Source organism: Myxococcus sp. AM009, from assembly GCF_013372605.1.
GTDB classification, from domain to species: Bacteria; Myxococcota; Myxococcia; order Myxococcales; family Myxococcaceae; genus Myxococcus; species Myxococcus vastator.
Window position 1 is genome coordinate 1 of the sequence record NZ_JABXEP010000020.1, and the last position, 20,023, is coordinate 20,023.

The 20,023-nt window shown below is 70.5% G+C and carries 19 protein-coding genes; 8 read left to right on the top strand and 11 right to left on the bottom strand.

The window, feature by feature from the left end; translation table 11 throughout:
- Positions 1–80: 80 nt before the first annotated feature.
- From HV824_RS07345 to HV824_RS07370, 6 genes are read right to left on the bottom strand one after another with little or no spacing between them, the layout of a single operon-like run.
- Positions 81–1,091 (bottom strand): MlaD family protein, encoded by a 1,011-nt coding sequence (locus tag HV824_RS07345; RefSeq protein ID WP_176417039.1) that lies wholly within the window; start codon positions 1,089–1,091, stop codon positions 81–83.
- Positions 1,084–1,833, bottom strand: a complete 750-nt coding sequence (locus HV824_RS07350; RefSeq protein ID WP_176417038.1) for an ABC transporter ATP-binding protein — start codon at positions 1,831–1,833, stop codon at positions 1,084–1,086. The genes HV824_RS07345 and HV824_RS07350 overlap by 8 nt, the downstream gene beginning before the upstream one ends.
- 13 nt (positions 1,834–1,846) lie before the next feature.
- Complete coding sequence (locus HV824_RS07355; RefSeq protein WP_176417037.1) at positions 1,847–2,593, bottom strand: ABC transporter permease; 747 nt, start codon at positions 2,591–2,593, stop codon at positions 1,847–1,849.
- Positions 2,590–3,363, bottom strand: a complete 774-nt coding sequence (locus HV824_RS07360) for an ABC transporter permease (protein ID WP_176422964.1) — start codon at positions 3,361–3,363, stop codon at positions 2,590–2,592. The genes HV824_RS07355 and HV824_RS07360 overlap by 4 nt, the downstream gene beginning before the upstream one ends.
- The gene (locus HV824_RS07365) at positions 3,360–4,058 is read right to left on the bottom strand and encodes an ABC transporter ATP-binding protein (RefSeq protein WP_176417035.1); all 699 of its coding nucleotides are present in this window, start codon (positions 4,056–4,058) and stop codon (positions 3,360–3,362) included. The genes HV824_RS07360 and HV824_RS07365 overlap by 4 nt, the downstream gene beginning before the upstream one ends.
- 21 nt (positions 4,059–4,079) lie before the next feature.
- Positions 4,080–5,948, bottom strand: coding sequence for a MopE-related protein (locus HV824_RS07370; protein ID WP_368738033.1), 1,869 nt, complete (start codon positions 5,946–5,948; stop codon positions 4,080–4,082).
- A gap of 296 nt (positions 5,949–6,244) precedes the next feature.
- Between HV824_RS07370 and HV824_RS07375 the strand changes: the two genes are divergently transcribed.
- The 4 genes from HV824_RS07375 (at position 6,245) to HV824_RS07390 (ending at position 13,195) form a co-directional block, all read left to right on the top strand.
- On the top strand, positions 6,245–7,645 hold the full coding sequence (locus tag HV824_RS07375; RefSeq protein WP_176417033.1) for a TolC family protein: 1,401 nt from the start codon (positions 6,245–6,247) through the stop codon (positions 7,643–7,645).
- A 5-nt stretch (positions 7,646–7,650) separates the two neighbouring features.
- On the top strand, positions 7,651–8,838 hold the full coding sequence (locus HV824_RS07380; RefSeq protein WP_176417032.1) for an efflux RND transporter periplasmic adaptor subunit: 1,188 nt from the start codon (positions 7,651–7,653) through the stop codon (positions 8,836–8,838).
- Entirely contained in the window at positions 8,835–11,960 is a 3,126-nt protein-coding gene (locus tag HV824_RS07385; protein ID WP_176422966.1) for an efflux RND transporter permease subunit, read from the top strand. Before HV824_RS07380 ends, HV824_RS07385 begins: the two co-directional genes overlap by 4 nt.
- A 251-nt stretch (positions 11,961–12,211) precedes the next feature.
- The gene (locus HV824_RS07390; protein WP_255207830.1) at positions 12,212–13,195 is read left to right on the top strand and encodes an alpha/beta fold hydrolase; all 984 of its coding nucleotides are present in this window, start codon (positions 12,212–12,214) and stop codon (positions 13,193–13,195) included.
- Between the two features lie 81 nt (positions 13,196–13,276).
- Here HV824_RS07390 and HV824_RS07395 read toward each other — a convergent pair whose 3' ends face one another.
- The gene (locus HV824_RS07395) at positions 13,277–13,675 is read right to left on the bottom strand and encodes a hypothetical protein (protein WP_255207831.1); all 399 of its coding nucleotides are present in this window, start codon (positions 13,673–13,675) and stop codon (positions 13,277–13,279) included.
- 44 nt (positions 13,676–13,719) lie between these two features.
- On the bottom strand, positions 13,720–14,217 hold the full coding sequence (locus HV824_RS07400) for a hypothetical protein (protein WP_176412521.1): 498 nt from the start codon (positions 14,215–14,217) through the stop codon (positions 13,720–13,722).
- Positions 14,218–14,579: 362 nt separating this feature from the next.
- Here HV824_RS07400 and HV824_RS07405 point away from each other — a divergent pair, with 362 nt between their 5' ends.
- The 4 genes from HV824_RS07405 (at position 14,580) to HV824_RS07420 (ending at position 16,355) form a co-directional block, all read left to right on the top strand.
- Positions 14,580–15,047 carry a hypothetical protein gene (locus tag HV824_RS07405; RefSeq protein ID WP_176417029.1) on the top strand — a complete coding sequence of 156 codons (468 nt, stop codon included), beginning with the start codon at positions 14,580–14,582 and terminating at the stop codon, positions 15,045–15,047.
- Positions 15,048–15,334: 287 nt separating this feature from the next.
- Positions 15,335–15,592: a hypothetical protein gene (locus tag HV824_RS07410; RefSeq protein ID WP_176422968.1), complete on the top strand. Its 258-nt coding sequence runs from the start codon at positions 15,335–15,337 to the stop codon at positions 15,590–15,592.
- Complete coding sequence (locus HV824_RS07415; protein WP_176417027.1) at positions 15,589–15,822, top strand: hypothetical protein; 234 nt, start codon at positions 15,589–15,591, stop codon at positions 15,820–15,822. The genes HV824_RS07410 and HV824_RS07415 overlap by 4 nt, the downstream gene beginning before the upstream one ends.
- Positions 15,823–15,893: 71 nt before the next feature.
- On the top strand, positions 15,894–16,355 hold the full coding sequence (locus HV824_RS07420) for a DUF2267 domain-containing protein (protein ID WP_176417026.1): 462 nt from the start codon (positions 15,894–15,896) through the stop codon (positions 16,353–16,355).
- Between the two features lie 2 nt (positions 16,356–16,357).
- On the opposite strand, the gene HV824_RS37250 is transcribed toward HV824_RS07420, so the two are convergent.
- The 3 genes from HV824_RS37250 to nhaA all read right to left on the bottom strand — a co-directional run bounded on the left by HV824_RS37250 (position 16,358) and on the right by nhaA (position 20,019).
- Complete coding sequence (locus tag HV824_RS37250) at positions 16,358–16,480, bottom strand: hypothetical protein (RefSeq protein WP_255207832.1); 123 nt, start codon at positions 16,478–16,480, stop codon at positions 16,358–16,360.
- A 476-nt stretch (positions 16,481–16,956) separates the two neighbouring features.
- Positions 16,957–18,648, bottom strand: coding sequence for an AarF/ABC1/UbiB kinase family protein (locus HV824_RS07430; RefSeq protein ID WP_176422969.1), 1,692 nt, complete (start codon positions 18,646–18,648; stop codon positions 16,957–16,959).
- Positions 18,649–18,669: 21 nt separating this feature from the next.
- Positions 18,670–20,019, bottom strand: a complete 1,350-nt coding sequence (gene nhaA / locus HV824_RS07435) for a Na+/H+ antiporter NhaA (protein ID WP_176422970.1) — start codon at positions 20,017–20,019, stop codon at positions 18,670–18,672.
- Between the last annotated feature and the right edge of the window lie 4 nt (positions 20,020–20,023).

Consider the following 20,023-nt stretch of genomic DNA (forward strand, 5'->3'; position numbering starts at 1 on the left):
GCTTTCACGGCCTGGGCTTGTACCACCAGCAGTGGTCTTGTGCGCTCCCAGAATGGGGGGAGGGCGGGCCCTGAACACTCTCAGTCCTTCCAGAGCACCTTCCACGGGTGCTTACGGAGGTCCGTCACCAGAGAGCGCAGCTCGTCGTAGAGCGTGCCGTCCTGGAGCACCGCGCCCGCAGTGCCCTCGCCGGCCTCCAGCTTCGCCAGCACCCGGTCCGCGCGGGCCGCGATGCTCTCCAACTGGCCCGAAGCCGAGGTCAGGCGCTCCAGCGCGAGCTTCACCCGAGCGCCGTCCTCGGGCCCCAGCGGACCCGTCACGGCCGCCAGCGCGTCCAGCGTCGTCCCAGCGGACTTCGTCAGGCCCGGCAAATCCCGGCGCGCCACGGAGGCCACCGCCGCCGCGTCGTCCAGCAGCCGCGCCCCCTTGCCCCCGGGCTGGAAGGCCTCGCGCGCCAGGCCCGCGAGCTGCCGCAAATCCTTCGAGGCCGCCGCCAGCTCGGACGCCAGCACCTTCACGTCGCCCCGGTTCTCCGTCAGCAGCTGGTCCAGCGTCCGCGCCAGCCGGGACACGTTGGCCGCGAGGCCCCGGATGGCCTCCGGGTCCTCCTCCAGCATCTGTGAAAGCAGGTCCACGAAGCGGGTGAGCTGCTCGGCCAGGACGTCCAGCCGGGGCGCGTCCGTTCCCCGGACGACGGTGCCCGCGGGCAGCCGCTCCTGCGCCGAACCCGGGTTCAGCTCCAGGTAGGGCTCTCCCAGGATGCCCACCGTGGCCACCGTCACGCGCGCGTCCTGGCGCAGCGCGCCCACGGCCTCCGGCGCCACCGCCAGCTCCATCCGCACGGGCAACGGGCGGCCCTGCGCGTCCCGCCGCTCGGGCTGGAGCTGGATGTCCTGCACGCGCCCCACCTGCACGCCGCCCAGCTTCACGGGGGCGCCCTCCACCACGTTCCCCGTGTGGCCGAAGTCCACCGCCAGCCCCGTCTCCGAGCCCAGCTTCAACTCGCCCATCAGCCACAGCAACACCAGCACGCCCATGATGGTGGACAGCACCAGGGCGCCCACCTTCAACTCCAGCCGTCGCTCATCCATCCGTCGCGCCCTCCATGAATGGCGCCGTCAACACCCGCAGCTCGGGCGCGGAGGACTCCAGGAAGCCCTTCGGCGTGCCCAGGTAAGCACATTGCTTGTCCGCCACCACCAGCACCCGGTCCGCCAGCGCCTTCAACTGCCGGTAGTCGTGGGACACCACCATCCCCCCCAGGCCCCGCGCCTTCAGCGACGCGAGCACCTCCTCCACCTGGCCCGCCGCCTTCCGGTCCAGCCCCGTCGTCGGCTCGTCGAAGAGGAGATAGCGCGGCTTGAGCACCAACGCCCGGGCGATGGCCGTCCGCTTCTTCGCCCCGGGCCCCAGCTCCGGAGGCAGCCGGTCCGCCCAGTCCAGCAGCCCCACCTGGGCCAGCGCGGCGTCCACGTCATCCACGGCCGCCGCCGGGTCCGCCAGCCAGACGTTCTGCCGGAGCGTGCGCCAGTCCAGCAGCGCCGGGCCCTGCACCAGATAGGGGGCCTTGCGCCGCAGCGGCACCAGCTCTCGCTCGGGCCGCGAGTCCACGCGCTCTCCCCACAGCGTCACTTCACCCGCGTCCGGGCGCAGCAGCCCCACCGCCAGCCGGCACAGCACGCTCTTCCCGGTGCCACTGGCGCCCGCGATGAACGTCAGCTCCTTCGTGGACACCTCCGCCGTGAGCCCCGCGAGCACCGGCCGGCGTCCCTCGTCGAACGCGACGTGCACGTCTCGGAATCGCAGGGCCTCGCTGTCGGGAAGTGAAGTCATGCGCGAGGCTCACTCACAGGCGCAAGAGCTGGAAGGCCAGCGACACGGCGAGGTCGATGAGCAGGCACCCCAGGCTCGCAGCCACCACGCCGTCGGTGGTGGCCTCGCCCACGGCCTCGGCGCCGCCGCGCGCCTTGAGGCCCGCCACCGCCGCCGCCAGCGGAATGTAGAGCCCGCAGCCCGCGGCCTTCAGGAACGCGGCCAGCAAATCCCAGCCATCCACGTAGCGCGGATCCATGAACGCCCGCCCGTCCACGCCGAAGGCGAGCTGCGCCACCGCCGACGCGGACAGCGTGGCCGCGATGGTGCCCAGGGTACACAGCAGGGGCACGCCCACCACGCCCGCAATCACCCGAGGCGCGACGAGGTCCGCGTAGGGGTCGCCCGCGGACATCTCCAGGGCCTCCACCTGCTCGTTGACGCTCATGGTGGACAGCTCGGCCGCGTGCGCCGCGCCCGCGCGTGAGGCCGTGAGCAGCGCGGACACCGCCGGGCCCAGCTCGCGGATGAGCAGCTCGAAGTACGCGGGCCCTAGCACCGCCACGTTGCCCACGAAGCGCCGCGCCTGGCTGTTGGCGATGGTGACGAGCACCGCGCCGAAGAAGGCCATGCCGGACATCACCAGCCACACGCTGCGCCCGCCCAGCTCGTGGAGCTGCGCCAGGGACTCACGCCAGGGCACGCCGTCCCGGGTGGAGGCCCGCACCGTGCGCGCCAGCATCACCACGGGCGCTCCGAAGAACGTCAGCACGCTGCTCATCCCATCCACCCCGCGAGCACGGACGTGAGGACGAAGTCGAGGATGAAGATGGCCGCGCAGCCGCGCACCACCGCGCTGGCCGCCGCCTGGCCCACGGCGTGGGCGCCGCCACGGGCGGACAGGCCCACGGTGGTGGACAGCAGGGCGATGGCCAGCCCGAAGATGCCCGTCTTCACCACGCCGCCCAGGAGATCGAACGGCCCCAGCAACTGAGAGAAGGTGCCGAAGAAGACGCGCACCGGGAGGCCCAGGGCGAGCAGGGCGGCCACGGACTCGAAGAGGATGGCCACCGCGAAGGTGACGCTGCTGAGCGCCAGCATGCTGACCTCCATGGCCACCACGCGAGGCGCGACGAGGATGGCGAAGGGGTCCAGGCCGATGCCGCGCAGGCCTTCAATCTGTCCGCCCACCTGCATCAGCGCCAGCTCCGCCGCGTTTCGCGCGCCCAGCCGCGCCGACATGATGAGGCCCAGCAGCAGCGGGCCGAACTCCCACAGCACGCCGTAGCCCGCCGCCCAGCCGAGGACGGCCCGCGCGCCGAAGCGCTGGACGTAGATGCCCGACTGCAGCACCACGATGATGCCGGCCAGCGCCGCCGTGGCCAGGGCGAGCGGCAGGGAGCCGTAGCCGAACTGCACCAGGGCGCGGCCCAGCTCGCGGCGCTCCAGCTTCGGCAGCGCCAGCACCGTGCGGCCCACGACCAGTCCGAGCGCGCCGGTTCCTCGGAGCACGTCCAGCGCCGTTCGTCCGAGCTTCGTCAGCACCGTCACGCGGGCACCTCGTCCGGTGCATCCTCCAATTCGGGCGCGGGCGGCCCGTCATGAACCAGTCGCCCCCCTCGCAGGTACAGCCAGCGAGGCAGGGGCAGGTCCATTGGCGCCTCCGTCGACACGACCAGCAGCGTGCCGCCCCGGGACACGTCCAGGAGCACCCGGGCCACCTGCCGGGCCGTGCCCGGATCCAACCCCGCGAAGGGATCATCCGCCAGCACCACCGACGGACGCGCCGCCAGGGCCCGCGCGATGCCCGCGCGCTTCTTCATGCCGCCAGACAGGCGCTCCGGCAGCGTGTCCGCCGCGTCCGCCAGCCCCACCGCGCGCAGGACGTCACGGGCGCGGGCCTGGGCCTCGGCCTCCGGGACGTGGCGGCGGGTGAGGGGCGCCATCACGTTCTGCAGCACTGTCATCGAGTCGAACAGGGCATCCGTCTGGAACACCATGCCGAACGACGCCTGCTGCTCGCGCCGCTCGGCGGCCGTCAGCCGCGCCGCATCCCGCCCATCCCACAGCACGCAACCCTCCGTGGGCCGCACCAGCCCGGCCAGGGCCTTCACCAGCGTCGTCTTCCCCGCGCCCGAGCGCCCCAGCACCAGCGCCTGCGTCCCGGGCGGCAACGCGCAGCTCACACCGGACAGGACCTGCCTCGCTCCGTACCGCACCGTGAGGCCGTCCGCGCGCAGGTCCATGGTGTCCGTTCGCCCGCCGCCTCAGGGCCGCCAGCGCACGAGCGCGCCGCTTTGGCCCGCGGCCCAGACGTCCGCCGGGCCGGTTCCGCTCAGCGCGTTCATCTGGCTGGACGGAGACGGGTTCGTGGCGTGGCTCCAGGCCGTGCCGTCAAAGAAGTGGATGTGGTTCGTTCCGGAGCTCACGGCGTAGACGGCCTTGCTGCTGAAGGCCACCAGTCCGCGGATGTCCGCGGCGTTCCCGGAGGGCAGGGTGACGGCGGGCTTCACGCTCCACGTCGTGCCCGCGCGCTCCAGGAAGAGGCCGCCGTCACCCCCGGCGTAGACATGGCTGGGTGACAGCACCCGGATGGCGCGGAGGAACCCAGGCACTCCGACGTTGCCCAGGGGCTCCTTCTGCCACGCGCCGCCGTCCTCCGAGGGCCCGCGCCAGACCACGGGGTGGCTGGTGCCGCCCTGGTCCTCGGCGCCCGCGGCGAAGAGCGTCAGGGGGCTGGTCCCGTCAATGGACCGGAGGTTGCCGCCGAGCTCGACGAGCTGCTCGGGCGCGGCCTGCGTGGGCGCGCCCTCTTCGTAGTTCCACCGGAGGACGCGGCCCTGGCTGTCCACCGCGAAGAGCGCCACGCGGTTGCCGTCTTCAAAGCCCACCATCCCGTTGATGCTGATGCTCACCGGGCCCGCCACGTCGACGCAGGGGCCGGTGTCGGTGGGGCGCCGGGTGGTGAACGTGCCCGCGCCGGAGCCCAGGAAGACGCGCCCGGCGCTCGTCACCCAGGAGGTGTTCCACTCACCCGGGCAGTCCGCCACGAGGGTGATCGTCTCGCCGTCAACGTGGGCGACCCGGCCGTCGCGTCCCGCCAGCCAGCCCTTGTTGCCGGCGTACGCCGCCACCGTGTCCCAGATGATCGAAGCGGGCGTCGCGTTCGCCGTCGTCCAGGCCACGGTGTCGCAGCCCGCCAGGTCTTCGTCCACCTGTCCGTCACAATCATTGTCCAGCCGGTCGCACACCTCGGTGGCCGCGTTCGACGCGAAGCGCGAGCTCTCATCGCAGTCCGTGTCCTCCTCCACCGCACCCTGTGACGGGCTGACGCACCAGAGCCCCAAGGAGGTCCCCGCCTCACCGTCACCGTCCTCGTCCTGGAACCACTCCCGCGGCGTCTCGCTGCTGACGCAGGCCGTCAGCGCGGTGCTCGCGCACTGCTTGAACCCGGCGCAGCGCTGCTCGGTCTCGCACGGCGCGCTCACGTCGAACGGGTCGTTGTCGATGGTCCCATCGCAGTCGTCGTCCTTGCCGTCGCAGACGAGCTCCGCCTGGCGGGGGTGGATGTCGGGGTCCTGGTCGTTGCAGTCACCGGCCTCCAGGACATAGCCCGCGGGAGGCGTGCAGGAGAGGTTGGGCAGGGCGGACGGGTCGCCGAAACCATCACCGTCCGCGTCGCGGTAGTAGGTCGCGCCGCCGGGGGCATCCGCCTCGCCATTGACGCAGTTGTTGTCCACGCCGTCGCACAGCTCCGTCGCGCCGGGGTGGATGGCCGGGTCGTCGTCATCGCAATCCGAGCCAGGGAAGGTCCCTTCGCTGGAGACATAGCCGTCGTCATCCAGGTCCAGGGCGCGCAGGTCCAGCTCCACGGACGCGGTGCCCACCGTGGGCACCTGCGTGGTGACCTCGTGCAGCGCCACCACGGGCCCGTTGCAGGAGCGCTCATGCGCGGTCGCGGTGAGCCGCAGGTTCCGGCTCCAGCCCTCCCGGCCCAGGATGGCCACCGTCCGCACGTCGCTGCGGGCCGAGGGCTCCATCCGGACGTCGGCGGTCTCCGTGCGACTGGGTTCGTCCACATCCGTGACGGTCAGCGTGAGACAGCCCGGGCGAAACGTCGCATACGAGACGAGCACGCGGACGGCCCCGGCACTGGGTGGGTCTTCCTGCTTCCGGCAGCCGGAAACGGAGAACAGCACCGCAAGAACGCAACCCATCAGGAATAAACGCATCGGCTGAGCATTCCCGGGCGCTTGGCGGCGCCCGCAATCTTTCAACAGTGAGCTACGGAACCCAGGAGAACCCGACGCAACCCATAGACCGTCGCGCGGGCCACCGTCCAGCCGCCGAATCGTCATAGCCCGTTCTCTACACCTCCGTTTATATGGCGCGTCGCACCGCCCCCCGAGGCTCGAGCCTTCCCCGCCCGTTCATGCATAGACCTCGTCACGCCATCACCGTGCCCCTCTGCGCCTGGCTCGCCCTGACCGCGTCCAGTGCGTTGGGACAGCAGCCCTCGGCCTCCGACGTCGCGGAGGATGCCCCAGCAAGTCCTCCGTCCCAGCCCCCGCCCGCGGAGGCCCAGTCCACGGCAGGCGGTCCGCTGACGCTGGAACAGGCGGTGCAGCTTGCCGCGAAGCGCAACGAGGTGGCCCTGGCCGCCGAGCAGCAGGCCGAGGCCGCACAGGCCCGGCTGGCTCGGGCACGGGCCTTCTTCTTTCCAGAGCTGACGGGAACGGGCACCTACACCCGGCGTCTGAATGAAGTGACGCGCGAAGTGGGTGGCCAGACGGTGGTCATCCAGCGCAGCAACGCCTTCAACGCCAACTTCGTCGCCTCCATGCCGCTGTTCGACGCGCGCGGCATCTTCCTGTACCGCGCGGCGCGGCGGGAAGGCGACGCGGCGGAATGGGAGGCCGTGGAGGCGCGACGGCAGATTGGCTTCGAGGCCGCCAACGCCTTCCTCGCCACCCTGGCCCAGGAGCAGGTGTACCGCGCGGCCGAGCAGCGCCTCGCGTTCGCCCGCCAGTCGCTCCAGGACGCGGCGGCCCGCGCCAAGGCGGGGCTGGCCAGCAGCAACGATGCGACGCGCGCGGAGCTGGAGGCGGCCAGCGCCGAGGTGCAGATGGCCAACGCGCGCAACGCCGCGCAGACCGCGCGCCTGGAGCTGGGCTTCCTGCTGGTGTCCTCGGTGAAGGGCGCGCTGGCCTCGCCGGATGCGCTGCTGTCGGACGCCAGCCGGCCGCTTCAGGCGCACGCCTCGCTGGCGGATGGGGCCCTGGACCGCCGGCCGGACATCCTGGCCGCGCGCCTGCGGGTGGACGCGCTGGAGGAGGGCGCCAAGGAACCGCTCGCCCGGCTGCTTCCGACGCTGGGCGCGTCCGCCACGTACCGCCTCACGAACGAGGCCGGCCTCGCGGGCCGCACGGGTGACGGGTTCCTGGGCGTCAACCTCATCTGGAACTTCTTCGATGGCGGCGAACGCTACGCCGAGCGCCGGGAGCGCGTGGCCCTGGCGAGGGCGGCGGAGCTCCAGGTCCAGGCCACCACGCGCCGGGTGGACGTGGACATCGAGCAGGCGAGGGTGGCACTGGAGAACGCGCAGGCCGCCCTGGCGCAGAGCGACCTGGCGGTCCGCACGGCGCGGCAGAACGCGGAGGAGCAGGGGATTCTCTACCGTCAGGGCCTGTCGACCGCGCTGACGGTGGCGGACGCCTCGCTGCGGCAGTTCGAGGCGGAGGTGGCGTATGCCCAGAGCCGCTTCGCGCTGGGCGTGGCGCTGCTGGGGCTTCGGGCGGCCGTTGGACTCGACCCATTGGGGAAGGAACCGTGAAGGCAATGCGACGCGCAGGAACGTTGGGTCTGGCCGTGGCCGTGCTGTCCCTGGGGGCTGGCTGCGAGAAGGACGCGCAGCGCGCCAAGGGCGGAGCCACGCCGGCGGGTGGTGGCCGCGCCGCCATCCAGTTCCCCGTCGAGGTGGCTCCGGTGGAGTCGCGGGACGTGGAGTACGTGGTGGACGCGGTGGGCTCCGTGGAGGCCTTCGAGCGGGTGCAGATCACCGCCCGCGTGCCGGGCGCCGTGGAGCGGGTGCGCTTCGCGGAAGGGCAGTCGGTGAAGAAGGGCGAGGTGCTCGCGGAGATAGAGCCCGCCCGCTACGCCATCGCCGTGCGCTCCGCGGAGGCTTCGCTGGCGCGGGCCCGCGCCACGCTGGAGGAGGCGGAGGCCGGTGCGAAGCGCCGCACCGCGGTGAACGAGGCCAGCCCCGGTCTGCTCCCGGCCGAGCAGCTGGAGACCTTCGAGGCCCGCGCGCGCACGGCGGCGGCGGACGTGGCGGCGGCGAAGGCGCTGGTGGACCAGGCGCAGCTCAACCAGCGGGACGCCTACGTGCGCGCGCCCATGGACGGCGTGCTCCAGACGCGCACGGTGCAGACGGGCCAGTACGTGCAGCCCGGCGTCGTGCTGGCCACGCTGCTGCGGCGCGAGCCGTTGCTGCTGCGCTTCACCGTCCCGGCGGCGGACGTGTCCCGCATCCAGCCCGGCATGACGGCGCGCTTCTCCGTCAGCTCCGCGGGGGGTGGGGCCTTCACGGCGAAGATCACACACGTGGCCGCCGCCGCGGACGACGCCAGCCGCATGGTGCCGGTGACGGCGGAGATCTCCGGCGAGGCCGCCGAGCGGCTGCGGCCGGGCGCCTTCGCCACGGTGGTGGTGCCGGTGGACATGCGCGGCGGCAGCCCGGTGATTCCGCAGACGGCGGTGCGCGCCAGTGAGCGCGGCTTCCTGGCCTACGTGGTGGAGGGCAACAAGGCCCGCGAGCGCGTGCTGGAGCTGGGCATGCGCACCTCAGATGGCCGCGTGGAGGTCCGCGACGGCGTGAAGCCCGGTGAGCAGCTGGTGATTCGCGGCGGCGAGGCCCTGCGCGACGGGGCCGCCGTCCGCGTGGCGGAAGCGCCCAGGCCCAAGGTCACCGGTGAGCCCGCCCTGCGGCCCGAGGCCGCCAGCGGCGGTGGAGGCACCCGGCCATGAACATCACCGAGGCGTGCATCAAGAAGCCCGTCCTGGCGTGGATGATCATGGCGGCCACCATCGTCTTCGGACTGGTGGCCGCGCAGCGTATCGGCATCAGCCAGTTCCCGGACGTCGACTTCCCCACCATCAACATCTCCGTCACCTGGGAAGGCGCCAACCCGGAGGCGGTGGAGAGCGACGTCCTCGAGTTCATCGAGGAGGCGGTGACGCAGGTGGAGGGCGTCACGGCCATCAGCTCCTCCGCGCGCCAGGGCGGCGGCAGGGTCACCGTCGAGCTGGACCTGTCGCGCAACGTGGACCTGGCGCTCCAGGACGTCCAGACGAAGGTGAGCCAGGTGCAGCGCCGGCTGCCGCTGGACATTGATCCGCCCATCATCTCCAAGTCCAACCCGGAGGACCAACCCATCCTCTGGGTCGGCGTGTCCGGGCCCTTCAGCCAGCAGGTGGTGAGTGACTACGCCCGCTTCCGCGTGAAGGAGAAGCTCCAGACGATTCCGGGCGTGGGCGAGGTGCAGCTCGGCGGCATGCTGGAGCGCAACGTCCGCATCTGGGTGGACGCGGAGAAGCTGGACGCGCTGGGGCTGACCGTCATGGACGTGACGGCCGCGCTCCAGCGGGAGCACGTGGAGCTGCCCGCCGGCCGCATCGAGACGCAGGGCCGCGAGGTCAACGTCCGCGTCATGGGCGAGGCGCTGGACCTGGAGACCTTGCGGCGCATCATCGTCCGGGAGCAGGACGGCTTCCCCGTCTACCTGAATGACGTGGCGCTGGTGGAGGACGGCTTCGAGGACGTGCGCCGCATGGCGCGCATCAACGGCGAGCCGGCGCAGGGCGTGGGCATCAAGAAGCAGCGCGGCGCCAACGCCGTGGCGGTGGCGCAGGGCATCCGGGCCGAGCTGGCCAAGATGCAGAAGGACCTGCCGGAGGGGATGCAGCTGGGCGTCAACTTCGACTCGACGCAGTTCATCGAGGAGAGCGTCCACGAGATCGAGTTCGAGCTGATGCTCGCGTGCCTGCTCACCGCGTTCGTGTGCTGGGTGTTCCTGGGCTCGCTGTCCAGCACGATGAACGTGGTGCTGGCCATCCCCATGTCGCTGCTGGGGACGGTGGCGGTCATCTACTTCCTGGGCTTCACGCTCAACACCTTCACGCTGCTGGGCCTGGCGCTGGCGGTGGGCATCGTCGTGGACGACGCCATCATGGTGCTGGAGAACATCTACCGGCACTCCGAAGAAGGGAAGGACCGGGTGCGCGCCGCGCGCGAGGGCACGGCGGAGATCACCTTCGCCGCGCTGGCGGCGACGCTGGCGGTGATCGCCATCTTCCTGCCCGTCGTCTTCATGAGCGGCGTCATCGGCAAGTACTTCCTCCAGTTCGGCGTGACGCTGTGCGTGGCGGTGCTGCTGTCCTACGTGGAGGCCATCACCCTGGCGCCCGCGCGCTGCGCGCAGCTGCTCAAGACGTCGCGTGAGGGCCGCAGCGCGGTGGGCGTGTGGGTGGACCGGGGCTTCGAGAAGCTGGAGCGCGTCTACGCGCGCGCCCTGGGGTGGGGGCTGAAGCGCCCCTGGTGGGTGCTGGGCGCGGCGGTGCTGCTGCTGGGCGTCAGCGCCTTCGTCTTCCGCGCGCTGCCTGGTGAGTTCGTGCCATCGCAGGACCAGAGCCGCCTGCTGGTGCGCATGCAGACGGCGGTGGGCAGCGACATCGAGGAGACGAACCGGCTGTTCCTTCGGGCGGAGGAGTTCGCCAGCAACCGGCCCGAGGTGACGCGCGTGTTCTCCGTCGTCGGCGGCTTCGGCAGCGGCGCGGTCAACACCGGCATCATGTTCGTCAGCTTGAAGCCGCCCGACGAGCGCATGCCGCAGTCGGAGTTCCAGCAGATCCTCCGCAAGGAGTTCAACAGCTACCCGGGCCTGCGCGCGGTGGTGCAGGACCAATCCCAGAGCGGCTTCACCGCGCAGCGCGGCTTCCCGGTGGAGTTCAGCGTGCGCGGCTCGGACTGGGAGCAGCTGGTGGAGGGCAGCCAGCAGATGCGGGAGCTGCTCCAGGCCAGCGGCAAGGTGGTGGACGTGGACACGGACTACCAGTTGGGCATGCCGGAGCTGCGCATCACCCCGGACCGGGGCCGCGCGGCGGACCTGGGGGTGCCCATCCAGTCGGTGGCCACCACCATCAACGCGCTGGTGGGCGGCGTGCGCGTGGGCAAGTACAGCACCGGAGGCCGGCGCATCGACGTGCGCATGCGGCTGATGAAGGACCAGCGCGCCAGGCCGGAGGACCTGTCCACGTTGAAGGTCCGGACGGCCAGCGGCGCGCTGGTGCCGCTGTCGTTGCTGGTGACGCAGGAGGAGCGGCCCGCGCTGCAGGCCATCACCCGGAGGGATCGCGAGCGCGCCATCAGCATCTACGCGAACGTGGCGCCTGGCTCGAACCAGGAGGAGGCGCTGGCGACGGTGGAGCGGCTGGCGAAGGAGCTGCCCGGCGGCGTGCGTGTGGTGGCCGGTGGCGCCAGCGTGGCCTTCCGCGATTCGATGAGCAGCCTGTTCTTCGCGCTCTTCCTCGGGATTGGCGTGGCCTACATGGTGCTGGGGGCGCAGTTCAATTCGTTCCTGCACCCGGTGACGGTGCTCACGATTCTGCCGCTGTCGGTGGCGGGCGCGGCCTTCGCCCTGTTCGCCACGGGCACCACGTTGAACATCTTCAGCATGATTGGCCTGCTGCTGCTCATGGGCATCGTGAAGAAGAACTCCATCATCCTGGTGGACTACGCGCTGCAAGAGCGGGAGCGGGGCGCGGACGCGATGCAGGCCATGCTGCGTGCGGGGCCGGTGCGGCTACGGCCCATCCTCATGACGTCCACCGCGACGATGATGGCGGCGGTGCCGGCGGCGCTGGCGCTGGGGGCGGGCTCGGAGACGCGCGCGCCCATGTCCATCGCCGTGCTGGGTGGGCTGTCCGTGTCCACGGTGCTCAGCCTGCTGGTGGTGCCCGCCTTCTACGTGGTGGCGGACCGCATCAAGACGCGGCTGGGCGAGCGGTTTGGCAAGAAGGACGATGAGCGCCACGAGCCACCACAGCACCCGGGGCATGGTGAGGAGCCCCGCCCGGCGGCGCACGGGTAGGCGGCACGTCGCGTCGTCCTCGAAGTGAAGGCCATCGCGCGCGTCTTCGTGACGCCGCGGTGGCCTTTTCTTTGTGGCGTGAAGCCGCAATGGGTCCTTTGTTGAAGCGTTGGTTGAGGGCCATGGTCCATCGTTCGTTTCGCGGTCGCTGCGCCTCTTTCGTCAACCGTCTGGGCGCAGGGGGCCTCGGGGTGGCGCTCCTGATGGGAGGCTGTGCCTCCTTCCCAGCTGCTCCGGAGGTGTCTTCCGCTTTGGCTCCGTCGGGCGCGGCCTCGGCCTATGCCGTGGGGTTCACGTCGCTGACGTTCGAGGACGCGGCCCGCCAGCGCTCGTTGAAGACGGTGGTCTGGTATCCGGCGCCGCTGGGCTCCCGCATGGTGGAGCACACGGCGTCTCCCATCTTCGTGCCCTTCGTCGCCGCGAAGGACGCACCGCTCTCGGATGCCCGGGAGCGCTGGCCGCTGGTGGTGCTGTCCCACGGCAACGGTGGCGCGGCCATCAACATGTCGTGGTTCGGCGCGTACCTGGCCGCGCACGGCTTCATCGTCGTGTCGGTGGACCACCCTGGCAACACCTACGGAGACACGAGTCCGGAGGGCTATGTGCGCGGCTGGGAGCGGCCCCAGGACTTCACGGCGCTCCTGAATGGGCTCTTGAGGGACACCGCCTGGGGGCCACGTGTGGACGCTGCGCGCATCGGTGCCGCCGGGCACTCCATGGGCGGCTACACGGCGCTGGCGTTGGTGGGCGCGCGGCTCAACCTGGCGCCGCTCGCGAACCGCTGCACGGCACCTGGGGCGCGCGAGCACCCGGGATGCGACGAGCTTCGAGACGTCGACTACAGCCGCATCGACCTGGCGGTGGCGCGTGCGTCGTACAAGGACTCGCGGGTGCGCGCCGCCTTCGCCATGGCGCCGGGCCTGGCGGGGACCTACGAGGCGCGGGACGTGGCGGACATCGACGTGCCGGTGACGCTGGTGCTCGCCAAGGGGGACGAGCTCATGCCCCACGCCCAGCACGGCCTGCAGTTGGCGAAGCTGCTGCCAGACGCGACGACGGTGACGCTGGACGACGCGGCCCACTTCACCTTCCTGCCCGAGTGCACGGAGCTGGGCTTCAAGGCCGCGGCCATGCTGTGCCGGGATGCCACGCCCGGCACGCGGGCGGCCTCACAGGCGCGCACGAGCGCGGAGGCGGTGGCGTTCTTCCAACGGACGTTGGACGCTCAGCGATAACGTCGCGGATGCGCTGGCGTCGAGCACCGCGAGCGGAGCGGCTGGAGTGGGGCTCCGGCCGCACCTCGCGCGGCGCCCGCGCTATTCAGGGCGGAGCGTGGAGCGGTCGATGTCGACGGAGTCCTCGTCCAGCGAGGCCTCACTGGCCCGGAAGCGCTTGCCGTCGGGGGTGACGAGAAACCAGGTGCTGGCGATAGCGGGGTCGTCCGCGGGAGGCGAGACGAGGGCCTCTTCCCCGAGCAGCGCTGAGACGCGCGTGGCCACCTCCACGGAGGTGAGCCCACGGGCGCCGCTGGCGCGGGAGACATCGATATAGAGGGACACATCGGTGCGGAAGCCTGCGGGCCGGAGCGCGCGCTCGACGAGCACGGCCGCATCCGAGGAACCGTCCACGTCGAAGCGGGCCACCTCCTCGTGAGGCACCCCGAGGGCGCGGGCGATGCTCTCGAAGAGGCGCTCCTCGCCCGCTTCGCCGCGCATGAGAAATCCAAGAATGAGTCGTTCGGGATGCATGGTTCTCCCTCTCAGCCTGCCTTGTGCGCCTTGAGCGCTGCCTTCCTATCTGCTGGCGGGATGCCGATTTTGTCCATGATTTCCTTGGCGCGCGGCGTGTCCTTGAACTTGTTGTAGACCTCCAGCGCTTTGTAGGCGCCGCGGTTCAGTTCATGGAACCCGGCGCCCCGGATGGGGAACAGCGTGCCGTTCGAATGGGCGCCATAGGTCCGCTTGTTGAGGGTCCACGTCACCGTCCCGGACGCGTTGCCCTGCTTGGCCTTGCCCTCGTTGATCTCCTTCACATCCCGGCTGACATCGACGCGTGACTCGATGACGGTGTTCTTGTCCTTGGCGGGGAACTTGGAGGGGAGGACCTTCCGGATGTAGTGCCGGTCAACGGGCTTGCTCGTGGGCTTGGCCGGCTTGTCCGCCCAGGCGGGCGGCGCGGCGAGCAGGGCACCGAGCGCCACCAGCACGGTGGCCAGCGGCAATAAGAGGGATGACCTCGGAGCAGCGGAACGAAGCACGATGTTTTCTCCCGGAGAGAGGGATTGCGTCTGTCAGGAAAGTCTCTCACGGGTTCGGCCCGAATTGCTCGAATTTAGAGTGGCGTGCGTCAATCGCGCTTCCTTGGGAGAGCATCCTGCCGGGCCCCCACACGGCCGCGGAATCCTTGCGTCTCGGTCCTTCTTGACCCGCCTCACGCAACACGGCCGCGTTTCAGTTATGCGTGGCGATACGTTGAAAAGCTGACGTAGGGTTCGTCGTCATGAATCTCATCAGACCCGTGGTGGCGTTGTGTCTGTTGTCTCTCCTCTCGTGTTCGAAGAGCCAACCCGAACTCACGGCTGAGGACCTCGCGGGCGAGAAATTCTCAGAGGGTGCGAAAGTGAAGGCGCCGCTCGGCAAGCGCAAGAAGCAGAAGGCCACGGTGCTCGAGGTGTACGGCAAGCTGGCCAGGCTGCGCTTCGCCGACACCAACGTCGGCTGGGCGCTGCTCAAGGAGATCGAACCCCAGGGCGCCGTGTCGCATCCCCCCAAGGAGGACACCTGCGACGCCGCTGTGGGCGACCGCGTCCGGGCCCGCTGGAGCACCGCCATCACGCTCACCAAGGGCACGGTCGATGAGGTGTACGGCAAGCTCGCGCACATCCAGTTCGACGACAAGGACGTGGATTGGGCGCTGTGCGCCGACCTGAAGCCGATTGAAGAAGCTGAAAGCGATGAAGGGGGCGACGTCGAGGAGAGTGGGGCGTCCGCGGCGGTCACCCAGTGCAAGCGCGCGTGTAACGGCAACTGCAAGGGCGCCAGGAACAAGGCGAAGTGCGTGGGGGCGTGCCGCCGCTCCTGCGAATAAGCTTCATGATACACTGTTGATGCATGAACCCAGGCGTCTCCAGCGTCGCGAATCCGGGCCCGGGCCTCCTGCTGAGCGTGACTGACGGCCTTGCGCGGCTACGCGAGCAAAGAGGTGGACCCTCGTCTCGGGCATGGGCAAGCGCGCCGCCGGGCAACAAGGCTTGAGTCAGCGCTGGCCAAGGGGGCGTCGGTAGCGAGGGCTTGGAGGCAGGGGCCGGGGCGGGGCTCCCAATGGAGGCCCCCGCGCCGGGCAGTCCATCCTCGGTTGACGCGGCGCCCCACGCAGTGGGCTTCTCGGCATTGACCTTCCAGGACGAGGCGCGCAACCGCGCCTTGAAGACGGTGGTCTGGTGCCCGGCCCCTCAAGGTACCTCCATGGAGGCGAACACGACGGCGCCCTTCGTCGCCGCGAAGGACGCGCCTGTCTCGGATGCGCAGCCGCGCTGGCCCCTGGTGGTGCTGTCCCATGTAGTTCGCCGAAGACACGTGGGCATCCCGGGTGCGATGCGCTTCGCGAGGTGGATTACAGCCGCATCGACATGAAGATGGCGCGTGCGTCGTACAAGGACGCGCGGGTGCGCGCGGCCTTCGCCATGGCGCCGGGCATGGCGGGGACTTATGAGGCGCGGGACGTGGCGGACATCGGCGAGTCGTCGTTGTGCAGAGGTTCGCGTGTGCGCTCGGGTTCTCTCGCCGGAACGGGGAGGGGCGGCTCCCTGCCGGGCTCTCGCCTGGAAGCCGACGGGCCGAGGCGCACGGCGTTGCCCGGCTGAAGCAAACGCGCGCCATGCTCACCATGATGGGCGCGCGGCACGGACGCGCTGGCACGCAAGGAGGCAGCCCCATGGCGGAGCACACCGAAACCCCCATCAACGCCACGCCGGTCAAGGAGCGCGACGAGCCGCAGGACCTCCAGGGCTTTCTGGACGAGCTCGGCAACAGCCGCGAGTTCCAGGTGAATGGCGTGGACGCCCGGAAGGGCGCGGAGGCGGTGTTCTGCACGCTGGCCCGGCGCCTGTCCGACGGAGAGGACCTCAAGCTGCTCTGGTCGCTGGGGAAGGGCGGCATCGGCGCCATCCTGGGGACGTGCGACATCCACCGGGGCCCGTCCCACGCGAAGCGCATGGGCCGCGCGGAGTTCATCACCGACGTGGCGGACCACCTGCGCATCCCCGTGGACCAGGCGCAGCGCGTCCTGACGGCGGTGTTCACCGCCATCCGGGACAGGATTCCAGAAGACGAGGTGGCGGCCGTGGCCTCGCAGCTCCCGGCGGACCTCGCGGACCTGTGGCGCCGGCCCGTCTAACGCTACGGCGCGGCCTCCACCTGGAAACCCGCGGAGTCGTTCCACTTGTCCACGCGGACGAACCGAATGCCCTCCGAGGGGGGCATCAACGCGAGCAGTCGCTCCACCAGTGAGCGGTGGAACACGTAGGTGCTGGCTCCAGCACCTCAACGATTCGAGCAGAGAACACCGGCTGCGGCAGGCTGTGGTGGTCCACCATGACGGACTTCCGCGGTACTGGAGAGCCCAGCCGCAACCGCACTGGATGCGAGACGGCAACGGGCTCCGGTCTCCCAAATCCCCACACGACTTCATCCCATTGAAGGAGCGGGTGGTTGTTGTTGGGCGCTGACTCGATGACGAAGTAGTCAGTCTGCATGACTCACTCTCCAATGCGAAGGGAGTGCCTCGACCGGGGCCTGCCCGTCCCGGCGTGCCTCTGGCGGTGCCGTCTCTCCTTGGGGTGTTCTTCTTCGGCATGGCTCCCCGTCGTCTGGGATGGACAATGACGAGCCTCCCGCTGCGGCTGTATCAGCCTGGAGTACAAGTGCTGCCTGACTGACACACTTGGGCTGTCATGCCATGGCCGACCTCATCCCCTGAAGGAGGGGAGAGGCAGCGGCTACTTGCGCCTGGGCTTCTTCAGGAAGCGGCTCAGGCGCACCTTGCCCAGGCCTCGGCCACCGAAGATGTACCAGGTGATGGCCGCGCCGAAGAAGGCCGCCGCCACCGCGATGCCCACCACGCCGAGCACCGGCACGTTGCCGTACATCCACGGCTTGGGCGCGAAGGAGATGAACGCGCCCACGATGAACCCGCACGCGCACAGGCCCATGAAGGCAATCACCGCCGCGCTGCGCAGGTTCTCATTCAGCTTGTCGAACTGGTCCGCGCGCACCGTGACGGTGAACTTGCCGGACTCCATGTCCAGCAGGATCTGCGACAGCTGCGTGGGCAGATCCTGCGCCATGGACTGGAAGCGCAGCAGCGTGCGCATCAGCCCGCCCTGGAGCTGCATCGGATCGTACCGCCCGGCGAGCAGCTCCTTGGCGTACGGCAGCGCCACCTCGATGATGTTCATCTCCGGGTACAGGCTGCGCAGCATGCCCTCCGTGGACACGGAGGCCCGGCTGAGCAGCGCGTACTCCTTGGGGATGCGGATGCGGTACTTCACCGCCAGGTCCAGCAGGTCCCGCAGCAGTGAGCGCGTGTCCACCTGCCCCAGCGTGGTGGCCAGGTGCTGGCCGAGCAGCGCCTCGATGTCGTTGCGGAAGCCCACCAGATTGGCGCGCGCGTCCGGCACGCCCACGCGGTAGAGGATGCGCGCCACGGACTCGCTGTCCTTGAGCGCCACCGCCAGGCACAGCATGACCAGCGTCTCCTGCATGGGGCGCGACAGCCGGCCCACCACGCCGAAGTCCAGCAGCGCCAGGCGGTGGTCCTCCATCAGCAGGAGGTTGCCCGGGTGCGGGTCTCCGTGGAACAGGCCGTCCTCGAAGAGCTGCCGGAAGGAGGCGTCCAGGATGTTCTGGGCAATCGCCTTGCGCTCGGGCTCGCTCAGCTCCGCGGGGTTGAGCTTCACGCCGCGGATGAACTCCAGCGTCAGCACCGTGCGGCTGGACAGGCCGGCGTAGACGCGCGGAATCTTGAGGTAGGGCCGCTCGCGGTGGTTCTCCAGGAAGGCCCGGATGTTGGTGGCCTCGTTGATGAAGTCCAGCTCCTCGTGGATGGCCCGGTCGAACTCGTCCACGATGCCGGTGGGCGTGTACACGCCCGTCTCCTCCACCACGGCCTCCAACAGGCGCGCCAGGCTGCGCAGCACGCCCAGGTCGGAGTCGATGCGCTCGGCGATGCCCGGCCGCTGCACCTTCACCACCACCTCTTCACCCTCCAGCGTCACCGCGCGGTGCACCTGGGCGATGGACGCGGCGGCCAGCGGCGCCGGGTCGATGGTGGCGAAGAGGCTCTCCACGGTGGCGCCGAGCGAACCTTCAATCTGCGCGCGGACCTCCTCCAGGGTGATGGGCTCCACGTGGTCCTGGAGCATGGCCAGCTCGTCGATGTACTCGGCGGGCAGCAGGTCGGCGCGGGTGGACAGCACCTGGCCCAGCTTGACGAAGGTGGGGCCCAAATCGTTGAGCAGCATGCGGAAGCGCCGCGCGGTGGAGGCGCGCTGGGCCTCCGGAGAGACTTCCACCTTCTCCTTGCGGCCGACGATGCGCCACAGCCCCGCGCGCTCCGCCAGCTCGCCAAAGCCGTGGCGCGCCGCGATGACGGTGATTTGCCGCACGCGGTTGAGGTCTTGGAGAATCACGGGGCGTTCCTGTCCTCTACGTTACGCCGGGACGGCCGGCTTCGCCACGAAGCGCAAGAGCGCGTAGCCCACCACCGCGGAGAGCAGCGAGCCCACCAGGATGCCCAGCTTGGCCTCCGTGAGCAGCGCCGGCTGGGTGGGGAAGGTCAACCCCGCCACGAACAGGGCCACCGTGAAGCCAATGCCCGCCACCACCGCCACGCCGTGGAGCTGCGGCAGCGTCGCGCCGCCGGGCCGGTCCGCCACGCCCAGCTTCACCGAGCCCCAGGTGAACAGGAAGATGCCCACCTGCTTGCCCACGAAGAGGCCGACGATGATGCCCAGCGGCAGCGGCCGGAGCAGGTCCGCCCAGCCCATGCCCTCCAGGGAGATGCCCGAGTTGGCCAGGGCGAAGAGAGGGACGATGCCGTACGCCACGGGCACGTGCCACAGGTGGACGAAGCGGTTGAGCGGCGGCTCCAGCTCCTCCAGGCGCTCCTCGATGTAGAGAATCTGCGCGCCCCGGGCCGCCTCGTCCATGGCCGTCTGGAGCGCCCGGTCCACGTAGAAGCGCAGCTCCTCCAGCACCTGGCGGCCCGGACGCAGGGGCCGCGCGGGCATGAACAGGCCCAGCACCACGCCCGCCAGCGTGGCGTGGATGCCGCCGTGGTGCATCGTGTACCAGAGCGCCGCGCCCGCCAGCGCGTAGGCCACGCCGTTGCGCACCTGGAAGTGGTTGAGGCACGCCAGCACGACGAGCACGCCCAGCGCCCCCACGAGCCAGCTCGCGTGAAGCCCCGTGCCGTAGAACAGGGCGATGACGAGGATGCCGCCGATGTCGTCAAAGATGGCCAGCGCCGTGAGGAACACGACCAGCCCGTGGCTCACCCGCGCCCTGACCAACGTGAGGCAGCCAATGGCGAAGGCGATGTCGGTGGCCATGGGGATGGCCCAGCCCGCCTGCGCGGGCGTCCCGTGGTTGAAGGCGGCGTAGAGCGCGGCGGGGACAATCATTCCGCCCAGCGCGGCGATGAGCGGCAGCACCGCGCGGGAGAAGGTGCGCAGCTCGCCGGAGCTCAGCTCGCGCTTGATCTCCAGGCCGATGACGAAGAAGAACAGCGTCATCAAGCCGTCGTTGATGAACTCGCGGACGGTGAAGCCCGCGTGGCCGCCCGCCACCCCCACCGTCATGCGGGCGTCGAACACGGCGAAGTAGGTGGCGGCCCACGGCGAGTTGGCCCACGCCAGGGCGGCCACGGCGCACGACGCCAGCAGGATGCCGCTGGCCGCCTCCAGGCGGAAGAAGGCCTGGATGGGGGCCAGGGCCACGCGGAAGAGCGCGGGCACGGGAGGCCGGGGCCGGGCCTCGGAGGGAGGGGATGTCTGCGCCATGCGG